Consider the following 16,407-nt stretch of genomic DNA (forward strand, 5'->3'; position numbering starts at 1 on the left):
AATTGAGCAGCAAAACATTGATCAGTTAGCACTTTGTCCTAGTGCATTGGGTGACTATAAACGCCTAAAATGATATTTTGTAAATCTTGGTCTGCATTTTGCAGACCTTTTTTTCGTTCGTATTATTTTCTTGCCCGGAGACACCCATGCTAGGTAAAGCTCTAAAGGTTGCAGCCTTTGGTTTGTGCGCTGTTTTGCCGCTTTCTGCACATGCAAACAACTTCAACTACAACATGATGGAATTCCGCATGGGTACCAGCCCTGGTACGTTTGGTGGTGAAGTCACAACCTACTTCACCGAAAACACCCATTTCATTGGTCGTGCCGACAGTGAATTTAGCGGAGATTGGGACCTTGCCGGTGGTATTGGTTTTAACGGTCCTGCTGGACAGTTTGCCGATATTTACGGCCAAATGCTGGTTCACAATATCAAAAAAGACAATGGTGAAGGTGACGAGTGGAAAACCGAAGTAAATATCGGTACTCGTATTTGGTTCATGCAGAACATTGAATTGCACGGCCGTATTGGTCAGTTAATCGATAATGATGACTCTGAGACCGTCTATAACCTTGGCGCCCGCTTCCACTCAACACAGCAGTTGTCACTTGGTGCCGATTTTAAAAACAACGGTACTTACGGTCAGCAACTTGTGTTGTCAGCGCGTTTTGCTTACTAAGTTTAACTGGCCAAGCTCATGCACCTAATACTGAGCTAACCAATTGAATGAAATAAAAAGCCTCTCAGTTGAGAGGCTTTTTGTTATTCGATACGATGTTTAGCGTCCAAGTATTGGATTACTTACCGCTTGGTTTGTTCTGAACGTATTTCTTAGATACATCCACAACCGCAACGTCACGGAAGAAGCTACGACCCAACAAGATTGGGAACTTCATATGACCACGCTCTGTTAACGTAAACTCGGTTTGTTCTTTTAAGTCGCCAACTTGGATGTAGGCAACCACAACTGGGCGCTTGTCGACGTCTTCTGAAGAAGATTGACGAATTTTAGCCCAGCGCTCAACAGGCAGTTTGAACTCTTTGCTCGCCTTACCGTTGATGTCAATTTTGAACTGAACCCAATCTTTACCGTCACGCTCAAATGGAACCACTTCAGTCGCACTGATTGAAGATGTTGTTGCACCGGTATCAACACGACCTTTGAAAGTCTGGTTAATAGCAGGAATGTGCACCCACTCTTCCGCACCTAGAATCAGCATGCCATCAGGTGTTTTCTGTACCTTAGCTGGCTTTTCTGGTTTAGGTTCTGGCTTCTTCTCAGGTTTCGTTTCCGGTTTTGGTTCCGGCTTCACCTCAGGTTTTGGCTCTACTTCAGGTTTTACTTCCGGCTTTTCAACCGGTTGCTCCACGACTGGTTTTTCTGGCTCAACAGGCTCAGTGGTCGTCGGTGTCGACGTACAAGCAATAAGACCACCGCTCATCATTAGCGGCAGAATCAGTTTCCAGTTCTTCATTAACTCTCCCAATTAACGTTGAGATACTTTTTGGATCGCGTCAGCAACGTAAGGAATATGAGTTTCGGTCAAACCAGCGATGTTGATACGACCATCACCGACACCATAAATGCCATAATCTTCACGCAGTTGCGCCATTTGGTTTTCACTAAAGCCTAGCACAGTAAACATGCCTTTGTGACTCTCAATGAAATCAAATTGATCTGTATTATGGTTGTTTCTCAATTCGTTACACAAAGTTTGACGAAGATTCAGCAAGCGTTGCTGCATTTCGTTCAATTCTTGTTTCCAAACTGAAGTAAGGTTGGCATCTTGAAGAATGGTTTTCACCAATGCAGCACCGTGATCTGGCGGCATAGTGTAAGTTGAACGAGCTAATGTAAGAAGCTTACCTTTTGCATTTGCCACGTCTTTCGTGTTTTTACCGATCACAATTGCAGCACCAGTACGTTCACGGTACAAACCAAAGTTCTTAGAACATGAGGTTGTAATCAGCATTTCTTCAACGTTGTCAGCCATAAAGCGGAGACCTTTTGCGTCTTCCTCTAGACCGTCACCAAAACCTTGGTAAGCAATATCCACAAATGGGGTAAAACCGTTCTTTTGTGAAAGCTCTGTAATCGCTTGCCACGCAGAAAAATCAATATCTGCACCCGTTGGGTTGTGGCAACAGCCATGCAGAAGGACGACGTCAGAAGGACCTGCTTTAGATAGGTCTTCTAGCATTTTCGCCGTATCAACTTGTTTCGTTTCTGGTGAGAAGTAATGGTAGAACTTCACCTTAAGCCCAGCCGCTTCCATCACTGGCTTGTGGTTTACGTAGCTTGGGTTTGAAATCCAAACCGTCGTATCTGGTTGTGCTACCTTCATTAGGTCACCCAGCATACGCAACGCACCACTTGCACCAGGCGTTTGAATCGCTGCCACACGATCTGTTGCTGACGTGCCCGTCAGAAGTAGATCGATCATGCTTTGGTTGAATTCTTCACAGCCTGCAAGCCCAACGTAGGATTTGGTCTTTTGGTTTTCGACAACCACTTCTTGTGCCATTTGAATGGCTTTCATGATTGGCGTTTCACCAGCGCTGTTTTTGTACACGCCAATACCAAGGTCAACCTTGTTTGGACGTTCATCGCCGCGGTATGCGACGGAAAGAGATAAAATAGGATCTAATACGGGAGTTGGTAGATTAGAAAACATGAAAGTCATAACCCTTTGAAATTCAAGTATCGAACCTCACGGTAACACTTTCGTTATAAATGGCGAAACGATTTTTCACACATTTCGCCAATTAGAGTACAAAATTCTGGTGACTGGGGAATTTTATGAGCTCAATCGGTCATAAAAAGAACGATTCACTCATTGAAGTTTGAATCTAGCTTGCCGTTTTTCCTAAATTCACGTGGCGTCATGCTCGACCAAGCTTTAAATCGTGTACTGAAGTTGGCGCCCGTTGGGTACCCTACTATTTCACCGATGTGCTGAATTGACCATTCTGTTGAGCGCAACAAACGCGCAGCATACTCCATTCGCATCCGAGTTAGGTGTGCCATTGGGCTTCGTCCAAACTGCTGTTGGGTCAAACGATGCAAGTGGGGTTCAGAGCATGGGTACAAGGCTGCAAGTTGTTCTACCGTCCATTCTTTATGGAGTTGTCTCTGAACCAAATCAAACACGCGGCGCAACTTTAACTGGTTGCGTGATATGGAATCTGAGTGCGGCATATTCAGCATGAGCTCTAACTGGGCAACGCTGTGTGCACCGACTTCACCGCCGTAATCGATAGGTAGATTGATACTACGCAATAGAGTCTGAATGCAGAAATACATCACTTCTGGTGCTGGTGTAAGTTGATACTCAATCTCTTCATTCACCATCGGCCATTCTTTATCTTGTGAAAGAAACACCCACGCGATTTGCCACGTTTCGTCTTCCATTCCAAAGCCATTTTCAATACCTGCTGGCACGATCATCAACGATCCTGGCTCCAGTTCATAACGGCAAGCGCCACTCTCCAGCCAACCTTTACCGCGAACTGTATAGAGCAACATGTGTTTTTTCTGGTTTTTGCGATAAACGGAGAAGAAATCTCGGCAAGTGGCAATACCGCATTGGACGATCCCCCTTTCTTCAAGAGCAAGTACGCGAGTGTGGTCGATGAACTCTTGATAGGTCTTTTCTGAAATGGTGTAACGTTCTTGCTTTTCTTCCATGATTCGATGGCTCACAAATGCACTCACGGCAAACGTGTTCTACCAAACCACCGATAAAGACTGGATAGTTTGACAAAACTTTTGGATGTCTTCGAAAAATACACCGCCAAATCATACGGATAAACTACTCGCATTGTTCTTAGAGGAGAAATGCGATGCTCTTAACACGTCAATACATAGACAAAGCATTTTGGAAAAAACTGATTGCGATCGGCGTCCCTGTGTCACTGCAATCCATGCTGTTTTCACTGCTCGGCGCGGTGGACATTTTTATGGTGAGCCAACTTGGTGAATCTGCAACAGCCGCGGTTGGCGTTGGTAACCGAATCTTTTTCTTTAACCTCGCCGTAGTGTTTGGATTGTGCGGCGCAGTGACGGTTTTAGCTTCTCAGTATTATGGCTCTGGAAACCTTTCTGGCATACGCAGAACGTTAGCGCAATCTTGGTTTATTTCGTTAGTGGTGACTTTGCCATTTATTTGGCTGTACGTGGTTTATGACAAAGAGATCGTCTCTTTTATGGCGGACGATCCTGAGTATGTTGGCTATGCGAGAGAATACTTAGTAGTGACTGGCTTGAGTCTCATAGGTACCGCTGTCGTTGTTCCCATTGAGTCGGTGTTGAGATCCGTCGGTGAAGCGAAGATGCCAACTTACGTCAGTATTGCTGCCATCGTTGTGAATGTCTTCCTCAATGCGGTTTTAATCTTTGGCTTACTCGGATTTCCACAATGGGGGGTGTTTGGGGCTGCTGTCGGTACGTTTATCTCACGCTTTTTCCAAACTGCGGTGCTGGTGTACTTCTTTTGTCGCCGATATTCACATCTGCTCCCTACTCGCTCAGATTGGCTTGAAGGCACAGTAAAGAAGTACCGAAACAAATATTTCAAAGTCTCAATGCCAATGCTTATCCATGATGCGTTGTGGACTGGCGGCTTGATTGTCTACAGCATCATTTACGGTCAATTAGGCGTAACCGAACTGGCGATTATCTCGTTTCTATCACCAATTGAAGGTGTATTGATTTCAACCTTTATGGGATTCGCTGTTGCCGCTTCTGTACTGTTGGGGAATGACATTGGTGCCCAACAATATGACCGTGTAGAGAAAACCGCTTGGTGGTATGTATTAACGAGCGCAGTGTTGGCAACCATTTTGTTCTTTGCCGTATGGGTTTGTTCGCCTTTGATTTTGAATTTGTTAGAGATGAGCCCGCTCACAGACAAGCAAATGGCGTTAAATGTATGTTTGGTACTCGCATTAGGCATGATTCTTCGAGTATTCAACATGGTTGGTATTGGCGGCGTGTTGAAAAGTGGCGCTGATATTCGCTATAGCATCTTCATTGACACATTTGGTCAATGGGCGATTGGCATTCCGCTTACCTACTACACTGGGATGGTGTTAGGTTTACCGCTGCATTGGGTGTTGATGTCGCTACTGGTCGAAGAATTAGTAAAAGGCATTCTAACGACTCACCGAATTCAGTCTAAGCGATGGATTAATAACATGGTTGATGATGACGCCAGCGTGACAGCGTAACTATAAAATTGTGCTATGGTTATACAACTAAGAGCTAAAATAACTCTTTGTTTTTAAAGAATAGCTTTAAAGAACTCACACCAAAAGGGCACATTCGAAATTTCCGAATGTGCCCTTTTTATATCTGGTTTTTCTTGAGTTGGAACCTTTAAAGCTCAGTGAATCGATGGATGATTTGATTCGAGCTGCCTCGCCATTCTAGATTGAGGTCTCGTTTATCTTGCTCGTATTTGCCATCGATTAATGTGTCGATGTATTGCGTCACTTCGCGCTGCGCATCGTCTAGCTCTTCAAGCGTGTACCCTGTCCAAACCCAAATATCTTTGCCAGGGCACTCTTCTCTTACGCGTTTTACAAGCTTAAGAATGTGTGGCACGTTCGCTGGATGCAAAGGATCACCACCAGACAGAGATAAACCACGACGTTTGATGCGCGTGTCGTTTAGGTCTGCAATGATTTTGTCTTCCGCTTCTTGCGTGAAAAACACACCAGAATCCAAACGTTGTGTCGACTGGTTATAACAGCCGCGGCACTGGTGTACACAGCCCGACACAAATAGCGTACAGCGTGTACCTGGCCCGTTAACAACGTCGATTGGATAGTATTGGTGGTAGTTCATAATCGTGCCTTGTTTTGCTGGCTAGAAAAGAAAATCAACCCACGACAGGTTGATTTTCATTATTGGGTTTGAGCTTGAGTGAACCTTACAGGTGCTTAACTCGACGCTTCACTTCTTCTTGCTTACCGAAGTTAAACGGACGCGCATCTGGGCTGCCTAGGTAGCCACAAACGCGGCGTGTTACTGACACTTTGGTTGAGTCATGGTTGCCACAACTTGGGCAAGTGAAGCCTTTACTTGTACAGTCAAACTCACCGTTGTAGCCACACTCGTAACACTCATCAATTGGTGTGTTTGTACCGTAGTAAGGTACGCGGGTGTAACTGTAATCCCATACGTTTTCTAGTGCTTCAACGTTACGTTGCATGTTCGGGAACTCGCCGTAACAGATAAAGCCGCCGCTTGAGATTTCTGGGTAAGGCATCTCAAAGTCGATCTTGTCGTATGGGTTTACCTTCTTCTCAACATCTAGGTGGAAGCTGTTGGTGTAGTAACCTTTGTCTGTTACGCCTTCAATTACACCGAACTCTTTCGCGTCGATGCGGCAGAAACGGCTACATAGGTTTTCACTTGGCGTTGCGTATAGGCTGAAACCGTAACCAGTATCTTCTGCCCAACCGTTTACTGTGTCTTTCAGGTGCTTGATGATTGCTACTGCTTTTTCACGTAGAACAGCATCATCATAAACGTGCGCTTCTGTACCGAATAGTGCGTTGATTGTCTCGTGTACACCGATGTAACCAAGAGAAATAGACGCACGACCGTTCTTGAAGATATCTGCGATTGAGTCGTCTGCTTTCAGACGAACACCACACGCACCTTCCATGTAAAGGATCGGAGCAACACGTGCTTTCACGTTTTCTAGACGGGAAATACGTGTTTCTAGTGCTTTACGTGCAAGACGTAGGCGATCGTTTAGAAGCTCGTAGAATTTCTCTTCACTGCCGTTTGCACGAATAGCGATACGAGGAAGGTTCAAGCTCACTACGCCAAGGTTGTTACGACCTTCGTGAATCAGCTCGCCGTTTTCTTCGTAAGTACCAAGGAAGCTACGGCAGCCCATAGGTGTTTTGAATGAACCCGTTACTTCTACTACTTTGTCGTAGTTAAGAATGTCTGGGTACATACGCTTAGACGCACACTCAAGCGCAAGTTGCTTGATGTCGTAGTTTGGATCTTCTGATTTGTGGTTCAAGCCATCTTTGATGCCGAATACAAGTTTAGGGAATACCGCTGTTTTACGGTTCTTACCTAGACCTGCAATGCGGTTCTTCAGAATAGACTTCTGGATAAGGCGTGATGCCCAGCTTGTACCAAGACCAAAACCGAACGTAACGAATGGTGTTTGACCGTTCGCCGTGTGTAGCGTGTTTACTTCGTATTCTAGAGATTGGAAAGCGTCGTAACACTCTTTCTCAGTGCGCGCTTTTGCGAACTCTTCTGGCTCAGCAATGTTCCACTCTTTTGCAATCTCTAGGTGTTTCTCGTAACTTGTGATTACGTACGGTTCTAGAACTTCATCAATACGGTTGATGGTTGTACCGCCGTAAATGTGGCTCGCTACTTGAGCAATGATTTGTGCCGTTACTGCTGTTGCAGTCGAGATTGATTTTGGAGTATCAATCTCAGCGTTACCCATTTTAAAGCCGTGCGTTAGCATGCCTTTAAGATCGATAAGCATACAGTTAAACATTGGGAAGAACGGAGCGTAATCCAAATCGTGGTAGTGAATATCACCTACTTCGTGCGCTTGAACCACATCGCGAGGAAGGATGTGCGTCTTCGCGTAGTGTTTCGCTACGATACCAGCCAACAAGTCACGTTGAGTCGGAATTACTTTACCGTCTTTGTTCGCATTCTCGTTGATTAGGTCTAGGTTACTTTCTTCAATCAGACCTTCGATTTCGCGAGTTAGTGCGCTTTGCTTCTCACGAGCGATGTCGCGATCGTGGCGGTATTCAATGTAAGAACGTGCTAGGGCTTTGTAAGGACCTTGCATGAGTTCATTTTCGACTAAGTCTTGAATCTCATGAATGTGAACTTCATCGTGATCCTGAAGCTGTAACTCAACTGCCAGAGCAACATTTAGTGCATAAATGGCGACATCTTTGTCTTTGTTTTCCGCTGCGGCTTCTACTGCTGCTTGGATACGATCCCTGTTAAACGGAGCTCTTGAGCCGTCACGCTTGATTACGATTGGTTTCACTTTTTCTCCTTACCCCAAAATACTCACAGACTTATCCACAAATACACTATATGGGGTTATTTCTTATTCTGATGACACAATATATTGTGGCGTATTTAACGAGAAGCACCAATTGAAAACATTGATTTTGATCAATAAAAAATGGGTAGCGAACAAGAACAAATCGATCTTATTGGCGTTGATCTCAGTTGCGAAGAAAACTGTGAAAATTGCAAAATTGGAGCGAAATCCACTTGCTTTTTTTCGAGGTCTTATAGGATAAAGGATGGAAAGGAATGCGCTAAATAATAGGAGTGCAACAGACCAAAATGCGATCACTTTTTGTTACGACGATATTACTTTTTAGTTCTTTTTCATTTGCTCAAAATTCCGTCAACTTAACCAGCTGGAATATTGAATGGTTATCTATAGATGGTGGAAAAGTGTCAAGAACACCACAAGATTTTGAAAAGCTGAACCACTATGTGGATAAAACACAAGCCGACATTCTCGCTTTTCAAGAAGTCGAGAGTGCCGCTGCTGTCCAAAAAGCCGTTGGCAATGACTTCACTATTTATCTTTCCGATCGTTCAAACGCCTCTAACCGACACCTTCAGTTCAATGACACCAATCAATACACAGGTTTTGCGGTACGTAATGGTATGAGCGTGTTGGACAAGCCAGACTTTTCTATCACACGAGGTAACAGCAAGCTCCGCTTCGCTAGCTACCTTGTTTTGAATCCAGACCAAGATAACGAAACTCACCTACTCTCTGTGCACCTAAAAGCTGGTTGCAGTGGTGCGTATCGCAATAACCGCGATTGTAAGATAGTGAAACAACAGGGACAGGCACTAGCCAAATGGATAAAAGCGCGTGAGGACAACAAACAACAATATGTAGTGCTTGGCGACTTTAACCACAATTTGGGTTATCGAGGAGATTGGTTATGGGAAGTGCTATCGGACAATACCGATGCAAAGCTAGTGACCAAAAATACCAAAGCGGAATGTAAAGTGCGTTCTAATCGTAATCCGAAGAAAACTCACCAATTCCGCTCTGTGATCGATCACATCATTGTGAGTGGTGACTTAAAGGCGTCGTCTGGTGTTCAAACCGTTTTCAAAACACAAGATGTGCTCGATTATAAACTGAGTGATCACTGCCCGGTTTCTACGACGCTCTCATTTTAATGTTGAAATACTCTTTTTAGCATTGAAGTTCGCTCTTTAGCGACGAACCATTGTTTTAGCAGTGAATGACCCAACCAACATTGCCGCTATAAAGAGCAAGACTTGTGTGTTGCCAGTAAAAAGGCTGGCAACCGCAGGACCAGGACACACACCCAATAAGCCCCACCCAATACCAAACAGAGCTGCACCACCAACTAGCTTTTTGTCTATCGTTTTAGAAGTTGGACATAAAATCTCATCACCAAACACAGATTCGCTTCTTGGCTTTATTAATAAAAGATAAGCAGGAACGAATACCGCAAGTGCTCCACCCATAACGAAGGCTAAGCTTAGGTCCCAAGCTCCGGTAATATCTAGGAAGCCAATCACTTTCGCCGGATCAGCCATACCGGAAATCACCATACCAATGCCAAAAAGCGCACCAGAAAATGCGACAATGGAAATTTGTTTAATACTTTTCATTACGTGAGTTTTCATAACGACACTATTCCTCACGATACCAGTAAGACGGTTAACATGGCTGTGGCCATAAAAGTACACGTCGCAACGACGGAACGGACAGAGAAACGCCCCATCCCACAAATGCCATGACCACTTGTGCAACCATTACCAATACGCGTACCCACCCCAACAAACAAACCAGCTACTACAACCAAACCAAGATTGCCGCTGTACTCAGTTGGTACATGCCCGCCAAGAACATAAACGGCAAACACACCACCCAATGCCATCGCAATTAAAAACACAATTCGCCAAACTCTGTCGGCATTCTCAACAGCGCCATTTAATATCCCGCTGATTCCCGCGGTCTTGCCATTGAAAAGCATCAATACTACCGCTGATGCGCCAACCATGACCCCGCCCAAAAGCGACACCCAAGGAACTTCAAACATAACAACCACCTGTATAAAGTTTTGAATTACTGCTTACAGAAAACTTGGTTAAACGCTTCGATCAGCGGAGCGACTCTTCCATCAGAAATCGAATAGAACACCTGCTGAGAAACCTTTCGTGCTTTGATGATGTTGTGTTTTCTCAATACGGTGAGGTGTTGTGAAAAGGCAGATTGGCTTAATGTTGAGCCTTCAAACAGCTCACCGACCCCTTTTTCACCTTCGATCAGCTTGCACATCACGATTAAGCGCTCTGGATGAGCCATTATTTTAAGTAGCTCACTCGCTTCGGTCGCGCTTTGTAGCATACTGTCGCCCATTCTTATGCCCCTTCATCAATACGTTAACTTTTATTAGATATTACTAATTAATATTATTAAGTCAATGCTAATGTAGAACAAATAACATTAGACATAGCTAATTCAATTAAGTAAGGTGTAGGCGTTTTCGATCATTCAGTAGGAGAAATCCATGAGCAAAATCGTGATTATTGGTGGTGTTGCTGGCGGTGCATCTGCAGCAGCTCGCGCTCGTCGTCTTAGTGAAGACGCAGAAATCATCATGTTTGAACGCGGTCCATTTGTATCATTTGCAAACTGTGGCTTGCCGTACCACATTGGTGGCGATATCCAAGAACGCAGCAAACTGCTTCTTCAAACGCCTGAAAGCTTTTTAGCGCGTTTCAATGTTGATGTGCGTGTGATGAACGAAGTGGTTTCAATTAACCGCCAAGACAAATCGGTTACGGTTAAGAACCTGCTTGATGGTTCAGAATACCAAGAGAGCTACGACTTTCTTCTACTCAGTCCTGGTGCAGGTCCAGTTGTGCCGCCTATTCCGGGGATTGATAACCCACTAACGCACTCGTTGCGCAATATTCCAGATATGGATCGCATCATTAAAACGATCGAAACCAACAAAGTTGAACACGCTACGGTCGTTGGCGGTGGTTTTATCGGTTTGGAAATGATGGAAGCGTTCCACCAGCTTAGCGTAAAAACCACATTAGTTGAAATGGCGGATCAAGTGATGACGCCCGTTGACCGAGAAATGGCAGGCTTTGCGCATGCTGAAATCCGAGAGAAAGGTATCGACCTACGTTTAGGCGTTGCTCTATCTTCTGTTGAGTATGTGGCGAACCAATCTATCGCGAACATAGAAGCGGGTGAAGATGACGCACACCAACACCTTCAAGGAAAACTGACGCTGTCTCTAAACAATGGTGACCAGCTTGATACCGATATCCTGATCATGGCGATTGGTGTTCGCCCTGAGACAAAACTCGCGCAAGAAGCCGGACTTCAAATTGGCTCACTAGGCGGTATTTACACCAACGAGTACATGCAGACCAGCGATCCTTCTATCTACGCTGTTGGTGATGCGGTTGAAGAGAAAGACTTTGTCACTGGCGAACAAACACTTGTTCCGCTGGCAGGGCCAGCAAACCGTCAAGGTCGCATGGCAGCAGACAACATGCTTGGCCGCCAAGAAACTTACCAAGGTACACAAGGAACGGCGATCTGTAAGATCTTCGATTTAGCCGTCGCTTCTACTGGTAAAAATGAGAAGCAGCTTAAACGTGACAACATCACTTATGAAAAAGTGTATGTCCACACAGCAAGCCACGCGAGTTACTACCCTGGCGCAGAAACTGTGTCGTTCAAAATGCTGTTTGATCCAGCAACCGGCAAAATTTTAGGTGCACAAGCCGTAGGTAAAGATGGCGTTGATAAACGTATCGACGTAATGGCAGTTGCACAGCGTGCTGGTATGACGGTAGAACAACTGCAACACCTTGAACTCACTTACGCGCCGCCGTATGGTTCAGCGAAAGATGTGATTAACCAAGCGGCTTTCGTTGCGAATAACATCATTAACGGTGACGCAACAGCGATTCATTTTGATGAAATCGACAACCTGTCAGAAAATCAAGTGCTGCTTGATGTTCGTAATCCGGGAGAATTAGAATCCGTAGGTTTCATTGAAGGCGCGATCAATATTCCTGTCGACCAGCTTCGCCAACGTATGAATGAACTGCCTAAAGACAAAGAGATCGTGATTTATTGTCAGGTCGGCTTGCGCGGTAACGTCGCTTATCGTCAACTGGTCAATTCAGGATTTAAAGCACGTAACCTACTTGGCGGTTACCGTACCTATAAGTTCGCAAAAGCTTAATCTCTAATTCTGCTTAGTTAGACAAAGGGGCACGTTATGTGCCCCTTTCTACATTTCGGATTCGACTAAATGAATAATCTTGGTTGCTTTTTCGAAGTGATCGAGTTGATGAGTTTGAATCCACCAAGTCGCTGCTTCCATCAGTAACGCAGGGTTGTCATTCTTATTAGCGAAAAAGGCATAAAAGGACACGCCAACATTGTCGCCTTTCTGCTCTATTTTCTTCTTACACACCTGAATGATTTTGTCTCTTAACGCGATGTTCATTGCCTTTCCCTTTCCCTTTCTCTTTGCGATAGCAAAATTAACCCAAACGAGAGTAACTGTATTTATATACAGTTACTCTTGATAAGGCAAATAAACATAATCATCTAGATGAATATTCTCGCACGAAGACCTAATACCCAAGTGCTGCTTTTGTTCGAAAATGCTGGGTCTTTGATGTACTGAATATCCGGTGTGATTTGAATGTAGTCGTTCAACTGCATGTTGTAGTAAAGCTCGGCGGTGAACTGTTCAGAGTCATCCACACCATAAGCGTGTTCTAGGTTATCGTTTACATGGCTCCAGTTAACCGCGAAGCCTAGGTTGTTGGTTGGTGTACCTAAACCAAAGTAACCCATCCCCACCGTTAGGGAGCGATCATAAAGCGCCACATCACCTTCCGAAAAGCCGCCGCGAACAAATGGCATTAATTGCTCTGTAGCAAAGTAGCTTGCTGAAAAGTTAATACCCTGCCCGCTGTCTTTATTCGTTAAGTTATGCTGCGTGCCGCCATCCAAATGCCAAGCGGTTAGGTGAACATTATCGGTATAGATTTGATCTTGTGATGCCGTCCAACCCAGTTCGAACGTGGTAAACAATTTATGATCGTTGAATAAGGTATCGAAGCCATCAAATGGTTCATCTGAACGCCCTTTACCATCGGCCACACCTGCAACCATATAGAAGTTATCAGTCAGCATGTGACCCACTGCTAAACCTAGAATCCCATCATCCGGTAGACCAATGGAACCACCGCCAGTACTGAATGCAAGGTTACTGAATCCTGTCCACGGACTGGCTAAAGCGTATGTATCAACATAGTCCGTAGTATCTAAGAAACCCACCATGAACGCGGTTTTGCCACCATTGAGCTTTTGTTTCCAATATAGGTTAGTTAGACGAGCACCTTGATCGCTGTATGCAGGACCAATCATGCCCGCGTAACCTAAACCGTTACCGATAAAGCTAAATTCTTTCGGTGACAAATCACTGTAAGCATGGCGATGTTCGACTTTCCAAACTAATCCGCCCGTATTGCCAGAATCAAGGCCGATCAGATTCCAACTACCGTAGAAGCGAGCAACACCAGCGCTTGCGGTATCTTCACCGCCACTTTGTGGGTCAGAAGCCGTTAAGCCAAGCGCTTGGTAATCCAAACCAAACGTTAAGTTATGATCTTCCGCTAATGACTCTCGCCAAGTGCGTTTTTCACGAGCATTTTCAGCAATGGTATTGTCTACCGTATCAGGGCTACCGAAATTTGCCGCGTTAACCGATGACGCCATTACAAGTGAAAGAGCGATAAAACTAAACTTTGGAACAGTTACTTTCATGTCTGGTTTCTCATTAAATTGATTTCTAGAAAAAGAGTTTAATGATTCAGAGTTTTGAAAATTGCCATTAAGCGACAGCTCACTGCTTTTTGTATTTTCGGTGGTGTACTCTTATCGGTAAGGTCGAATTGAAACTTCGTCCATTTGGTAGATGGTTTCTACGTTTGCAGCACCATCAGAGTATGAAACATCTGCTTTGGTCTTTTTCACATGAAGATCCCCTTTCACCCAGATTGGCTCGTAAAGAGAAGTCAGCTTTAAACCTTTTGGATAATCGACCAAAACAATTTGGTTTGCAGGCGGCGGTGGCGTATGGATGCACGCCCCCATGGTTGGAACAAGGAAAAATTTTGTGACAACGTCATTGTTAAATTCTACTGGCGTTACAAAGCCAGGAATTTCATAAGTGTCTTCTGTTAGCGTTGCGTTTGGCATCGATGCGAGCATGCGACGATGCTCAGTAATTTCTTCGCGCTTTTTAAACAACCATTCAATGTCTAAGTCGTCAGCCTTTAAACTGTCCTCTAACTCTTTCATGGTTTGCTTTTGTTGATCATTAAGATTTTGAGAATCGCGATATCTTGCAAGAGAGCCCAGTTCAAAAAGTTGTTGGTCTGTGAGTTTTACAAATGGGTCTTCAATCTGAGGAACATTCACTGGCAATAATTGCTCCCAGCTTAATTGATCGGCGGATACATTTGATGAAGCCAGCAAAACTAAGCCAGCCAATAGGTACTTCTTCATACGTTCCCTTGAATAGTTTTTTGTCTTTTAGAGAAAAATTTGGGGACATCCAGCGCCCCCAAATAGTCGAAAGAGTTTACTACAAGGTATTCTTGTGGATCTTCCCGTCTTTCATAATTACTTTGAATTTATCTTGGTAATCGTTAAGAATTGTGATGTCCTGCAGAGGATTTCCATCCACCAGCACCACATCAGCGTAAGCACCAGGCTCCACAACGCCAAGTTTACCGTATTTATATGGGTTCATGCCGCCCGACCAACTCAGCACTTCTGCTGCATTCGATGTGCCCATCTTCATGATTTCATATGGTGTAAATCCGACTTTCTCCATCCAAACCATGTTGTCTGCTTGACGTGTGTTGTAAGCCGGACCGAACATATCGCCACCCGTAACAATCAACAAGTCATATTTACGCGCCCATTCAAACATCTGTTTCGCGCCTTCGTTTACTTTGGTCGCTTTGGCTTTTTGATCTGGACTGAAGAAGGTGATCTTTTCAGGTTCAGCAAAGGCTTCGAGAGACATCACTGCTTGTGCAGAAAGTGCCACACCCTTTTCTTTCATCCGCTTAATGGTTTCTTCGGAAATTAAGAAGTTATGCTCAATCACTTTTACGCCAGCATCAATGGCACGGTTAACCGAACGATCATGATAAGCGTGCGCCATGACGTAGGTACCGTAATCTTCGGCTACGCCTACAATCGCTTCCATCTCTTGTTTAGAGAATTGCGTCATGTGAATTGGATCGAACTCACTCGCAACACCACCGCCAGCCATGATTTTAATCTGCGTCGCGCCCGAACGTAGGTTCTGACGTGCAGCACGACGAGCTTCTGTTTCGCCATCGACGATATAGCCGAAGCCGTGGCGTTCAAGATCGTCAACGCGTCCTGGAACATCGTTAAAGCTACCGGTATCCGCGTGACCACCAGTCTGGCTCAAGAAACCGCCTGCAGGGAACAATCGCGGCCCTTCAAGTAAACCGTTATTGATGGCTTTCGCGATACCAAGAATATTACAGCCAGCATCACGAGCCGTCGTAAAGCCTTGGTCGAGATACTGCATCATGGAAACATGGGCACGAGCCCCCATCGCCATTTGATCATAACCATCTCTACCTACCAACATGCCTTCTTGAATACACATGTGGGAATGCATGTCGATTAAGCCAGGAATCATGGTTAAGCCTTCGCCATTAATTGTCGTTGTTTGCTTATCAGCTTTAATGGGCTTCGGTGAGATCTCCTTAATCATGTTATCCACGACTAAGACATTCTGGTTTTGAAGTAGCTTTTCATCGGTGCCATTGAAAACATCAACGTTAGTAAACAGTGTCGATGCTGCATTCGCGTTTAAGGCAAATGCACAAGATAGCGCAACGAAAGAAAGGTTCTTCTTAGAAATTGTCATTATTACACCTACGCTTTTTGGATAGTTGGGGTCCATTTCCTATAACTTCCCTGCAAGAACAGTGGTGTTATGAGGGCGCCTGATTCAGTGATAACCAAAAACAAATGATCACCAAATACAAAAAGTACATATGAAACAGACGGCTTACGTTAAAACTAGGAGTAATAATGAAGAAGTTCAAGCAGGGTTAATTGCCTTTACACGACAACATGCGGATATTCTTCTGAAACGTGAATTCACACCAAAACCTCCAAAAATTCAGAGGCTTTATGTGTCAGGGTCTGTTGACCTTTCGTGATGAGTTTTGCAGCAGTTTGTAGGTGTTTTATGCAAGGCAGAGGCTTTGATATGTAGTTATTCTA

The 16,407-nt window shown here is 44.6% G+C and carries 16 protein-coding genes; 4 read left to right on the top strand and 12 right to left on the bottom strand.

Annotated features, from left to right (window positions below; translation table 11 throughout):
* Positions 1 to 146: 146 nt before the first annotated feature.
* Positions 147 to 677, top strand: coding sequence for a hypothetical protein (locus tag KHO06_RS21840; protein WP_005427028.1), 531 nt, complete (start codon positions 147 to 149; stop codon positions 675 to 677).
* A 118-nt stretch (positions 678 to 795) separates the two neighbouring features.
* Here the strand turns inward: KHO06_RS21840 and KHO06_RS21845 are convergent, their stop codons facing one another.
* From KHO06_RS21845 to KHO06_RS21855, 3 genes are all read right to left on the bottom strand, one after another.
* Positions 796 to 1,473 carry an ATP-dependent zinc protease gene (locus tag KHO06_RS21845; protein ID WP_005427116.1) on the bottom strand — a complete coding sequence of 226 codons (678 nt, stop codon included), beginning with the start codon at positions 1,471 to 1,473 and terminating at the stop codon, positions 796 to 798.
* A 12-nt stretch (positions 1,474 to 1,485) separates the two neighbouring features.
* Complete coding sequence (locus tag KHO06_RS21850; RefSeq protein ID WP_005427076.1) at positions 1,486 to 2,673, bottom strand: amino acid aminotransferase; 1,188 nt, start codon at positions 2,671 to 2,673, stop codon at positions 1,486 to 1,488.
* Positions 2,674 to 2,828: 155 nt separating this feature from the next.
* On the bottom strand, positions 2,829 to 3,686 hold the full coding sequence (locus KHO06_RS21855; RefSeq protein WP_212583420.1) for an AraC family transcriptional regulator: 858 nt from the start codon (positions 3,684 to 3,686) through the stop codon (positions 2,829 to 2,831).
* A gap of 155 nt (positions 3,687 to 3,841) precedes the next feature.
* On the opposite strand from KHO06_RS21855, the gene KHO06_RS21860 reads away from it, so the two are divergent.
* Positions 3,842 to 5,227 carry an MATE family efflux transporter gene (locus KHO06_RS21860; protein WP_212582498.1) on the top strand — a complete coding sequence of 462 codons (1,386 nt, stop codon included), beginning with the start codon at positions 3,842 to 3,844 and terminating at the stop codon, positions 5,225 to 5,227.
* A gap of 148 nt (positions 5,228 to 5,375) precedes the next feature.
* Here the strand turns inward: KHO06_RS21860 and nrdG are convergent, their stop codons facing one another.
* Both nrdG and nrdD read right to left on the bottom strand, forming a co-directional pair.
* Entirely contained in the window at positions 5,376 to 5,846 is a 471-nt protein-coding gene (gene nrdG / locus KHO06_RS21865) for an anaerobic ribonucleoside-triphosphate reductase-activating protein (protein WP_005435220.1), read from the bottom strand.
* Between the two features lie 85 nt (positions 5,847 to 5,931).
* The gene (nrdD, locus tag KHO06_RS21870; protein ID WP_005427114.1) at positions 5,932 to 8,052 is read right to left on the bottom strand and encodes an anaerobic ribonucleoside-triphosphate reductase; all 2,121 of its coding nucleotides are present in this window, start codon (positions 8,050 to 8,052) and stop codon (positions 5,932 to 5,934) included.
* Between the two features lie 308 nt (positions 8,053 to 8,360).
* Here nrdD and KHO06_RS21875 point away from each other — a divergent pair, with 308 nt between their 5' ends.
* Positions 8,361 to 9,224, top strand: a complete 864-nt coding sequence (locus KHO06_RS21875) for an endonuclease/exonuclease/phosphatase family protein (protein ID WP_212582499.1) — start codon at positions 8,361 to 8,363, stop codon at positions 9,222 to 9,224.
* A gap of 36 nt (positions 9,225 to 9,260) precedes the next feature.
* On the opposite strand, the gene KHO06_RS21880 is transcribed toward KHO06_RS21875, so the two are convergent.
* The 3 genes from KHO06_RS21880 to KHO06_RS21890 are packed head-to-tail and all read right to left on the bottom strand — an operon-like array spanning position 9,261 to position 10,437.
* Positions 9,261 to 9,701: a YeeE/YedE family protein gene (locus KHO06_RS21880; protein ID WP_212582500.1), complete on the bottom strand. Its 441-nt coding sequence runs from the start codon at positions 9,699 to 9,701 to the stop codon at positions 9,261 to 9,263.
* Positions 9,702 to 9,715: 14 nt separating this feature from the next.
* Positions 9,716 to 10,117 (bottom strand): hypothetical protein, encoded by a 402-nt coding sequence (locus tag KHO06_RS21885; RefSeq protein WP_050905247.1) that lies wholly within the window; start codon positions 10,115 to 10,117, stop codon positions 9,716 to 9,718.
* A 26-nt stretch (positions 10,118 to 10,143) separates the two neighbouring features.
* The gene (locus KHO06_RS21890) at positions 10,144 to 10,437 is read right to left on the bottom strand and encodes a metalloregulator ArsR/SmtB family transcription factor (RefSeq protein ID WP_005536098.1); all 294 of its coding nucleotides are present in this window, start codon (positions 10,435 to 10,437) and stop codon (positions 10,144 to 10,146) included.
* Positions 10,438 to 10,588: 151 nt separating this feature from the next.
* On the opposite strand from KHO06_RS21890, the gene KHO06_RS21895 reads away from it, so the two are divergent.
* The gene (locus KHO06_RS21895; protein ID WP_212582501.1) at positions 10,589 to 12,292 is read left to right on the top strand and encodes an FAD-dependent oxidoreductase; all 1,704 of its coding nucleotides are present in this window, start codon (positions 10,589 to 10,591) and stop codon (positions 12,290 to 12,292) included.
* Between the two features lie 48 nt (positions 12,293 to 12,340).
* On the opposite strand, the gene KHO06_RS21900 is transcribed toward KHO06_RS21895, so the two are convergent.
* The 4 genes from KHO06_RS21900 to KHO06_RS21915 form a co-directional block, all read right to left on the bottom strand.
* Positions 12,341 to 12,559 (bottom strand): DUF6500 family protein, encoded by a 219-nt coding sequence (locus KHO06_RS21900; protein WP_051118657.1) that lies wholly within the window; start codon positions 12,557 to 12,559, stop codon positions 12,341 to 12,343.
* Positions 12,560 to 12,663: 104 nt separating this feature from the next.
* Positions 12,664 to 13,890 (bottom strand): carbohydrate porin, encoded by a 1,227-nt coding sequence (locus tag KHO06_RS21905; protein WP_212582502.1) that lies wholly within the window; start codon positions 13,888 to 13,890, stop codon positions 12,664 to 12,666.
* A gap of 111 nt (positions 13,891 to 14,001) precedes the next feature.
* A complete protein-coding gene (locus tag KHO06_RS21910; RefSeq protein ID WP_038889608.1) occupies positions 14,002 to 14,634 on the bottom strand; it encodes a DUF3299 domain-containing protein in 633 nt (210 codons plus the stop codon).
* 79 nt (positions 14,635 to 14,713) lie between these two features.
* Entirely contained in the window at positions 14,714 to 16,045 is a 1,332-nt protein-coding gene (locus KHO06_RS21915; RefSeq protein WP_005427103.1) for an amidohydrolase family protein, read from the bottom strand.
* Positions 16,046 to 16,407 lie beyond the last annotated feature (362 nt).

Source organism: Vibrio sp. B1FIG11, assembly GCF_905175335.1.
GTDB classification, from domain to species: Bacteria; Pseudomonadota; Gammaproteobacteria; order Enterobacterales; family Vibrionaceae; genus Vibrio; species Vibrio campbellii.

What these genes read in the sequence shown, in the direction of transcription:
- KHO06_RS21840 (WP_005427028.1), top strand. Translation starts at nt 147, where the DNA reads ATGCTAGGTAAAGCTCTAAAGGTTGCAGCCTTTGGTTTGTGCGCTGTT.
- KHO06_RS21845 (WP_005427116.1), bottom strand. Translation starts at nt 1,473, where the DNA reads ATGAAGAACTGGAAACTGATTCTGCCGCTAATGATGAGCGGTGGTCTT.
- KHO06_RS21850 (WP_005427076.1), bottom strand. Translation starts at nt 2,673, where the DNA reads ATGTTTTCTAATCTACCAACTCCCGTATTAGATCCTATTTTATCTCTT.
- KHO06_RS21855 (WP_212583420.1), bottom strand. Translation starts at nt 3,686, where the DNA reads ATGGAAGAAAAGCAAGAACGTTACACCATTTCAGAAAAGACCTATCAA.
- KHO06_RS21860 (WP_212582498.1), top strand. Translation starts at nt 3,842, where the DNA reads ATGCTCTTAACACGTCAATACATAGACAAAGCATTTTGGAAAAAACTG.
- nrdG (WP_005435220.1), bottom strand. Translation starts at nt 5,846, where the DNA reads ATGAACTACCACCAATACTATCCAATCGACGTTGTTAACGGGCCAGGT.
- KHO06_RS21875 (WP_212582499.1), top strand. Translation starts at nt 8,361, where the DNA reads ATGCGATCACTTTTTGTTACGACGATATTACTTTTTAGTTCTTTTTCA.
- KHO06_RS21880 (WP_212582500.1), bottom strand. Translation starts at nt 9,701, where the DNA reads ATGAAAACTCACGTAATGAAAAGTATTAAACAAATTTCCATTGTCGCA.
- KHO06_RS21885 (WP_050905247.1), bottom strand. Translation starts at nt 10,117, where the DNA reads ATGTTTGAAGTTCCTTGGGTGTCGCTTTTGGGCGGGGTCATGGTTGGC.
- KHO06_RS21890 (WP_005536098.1), bottom strand. Translation starts at nt 10,437, where the DNA reads ATGGGCGACAGTATGCTACAAAGCGCGACCGAAGCGAGTGAGCTACTT.
- KHO06_RS21895 (WP_212582501.1), top strand. Translation starts at nt 10,589, where the DNA reads ATGAGCAAAATCGTGATTATTGGTGGTGTTGCTGGCGGTGCATCTGCA.
- KHO06_RS21900 (WP_051118657.1), bottom strand. Translation starts at nt 12,559, where the DNA reads ATGAACATCGCGTTAAGAGACAAAATCATTCAGGTGTGTAAGAAGAAA.
- KHO06_RS21905 (WP_212582502.1), bottom strand. Translation starts at nt 13,890, where the DNA reads ATGAAAGTAACTGTTCCAAAGTTTAGTTTTATCGCTCTTTCACTTGTA.
- KHO06_RS21910 (WP_038889608.1), bottom strand. Translation starts at nt 14,634, where the DNA reads ATGAAGAAGTACCTATTGGCTGGCTTAGTTTTGCTGGCTTCATCAAAT.
- KHO06_RS21915 (WP_005427103.1), bottom strand. Translation starts at nt 16,045, where the DNA reads ATGACAATTTCTAAGAAGAACCTTTCTTTCGTTGCGCTATCTTGTGCA.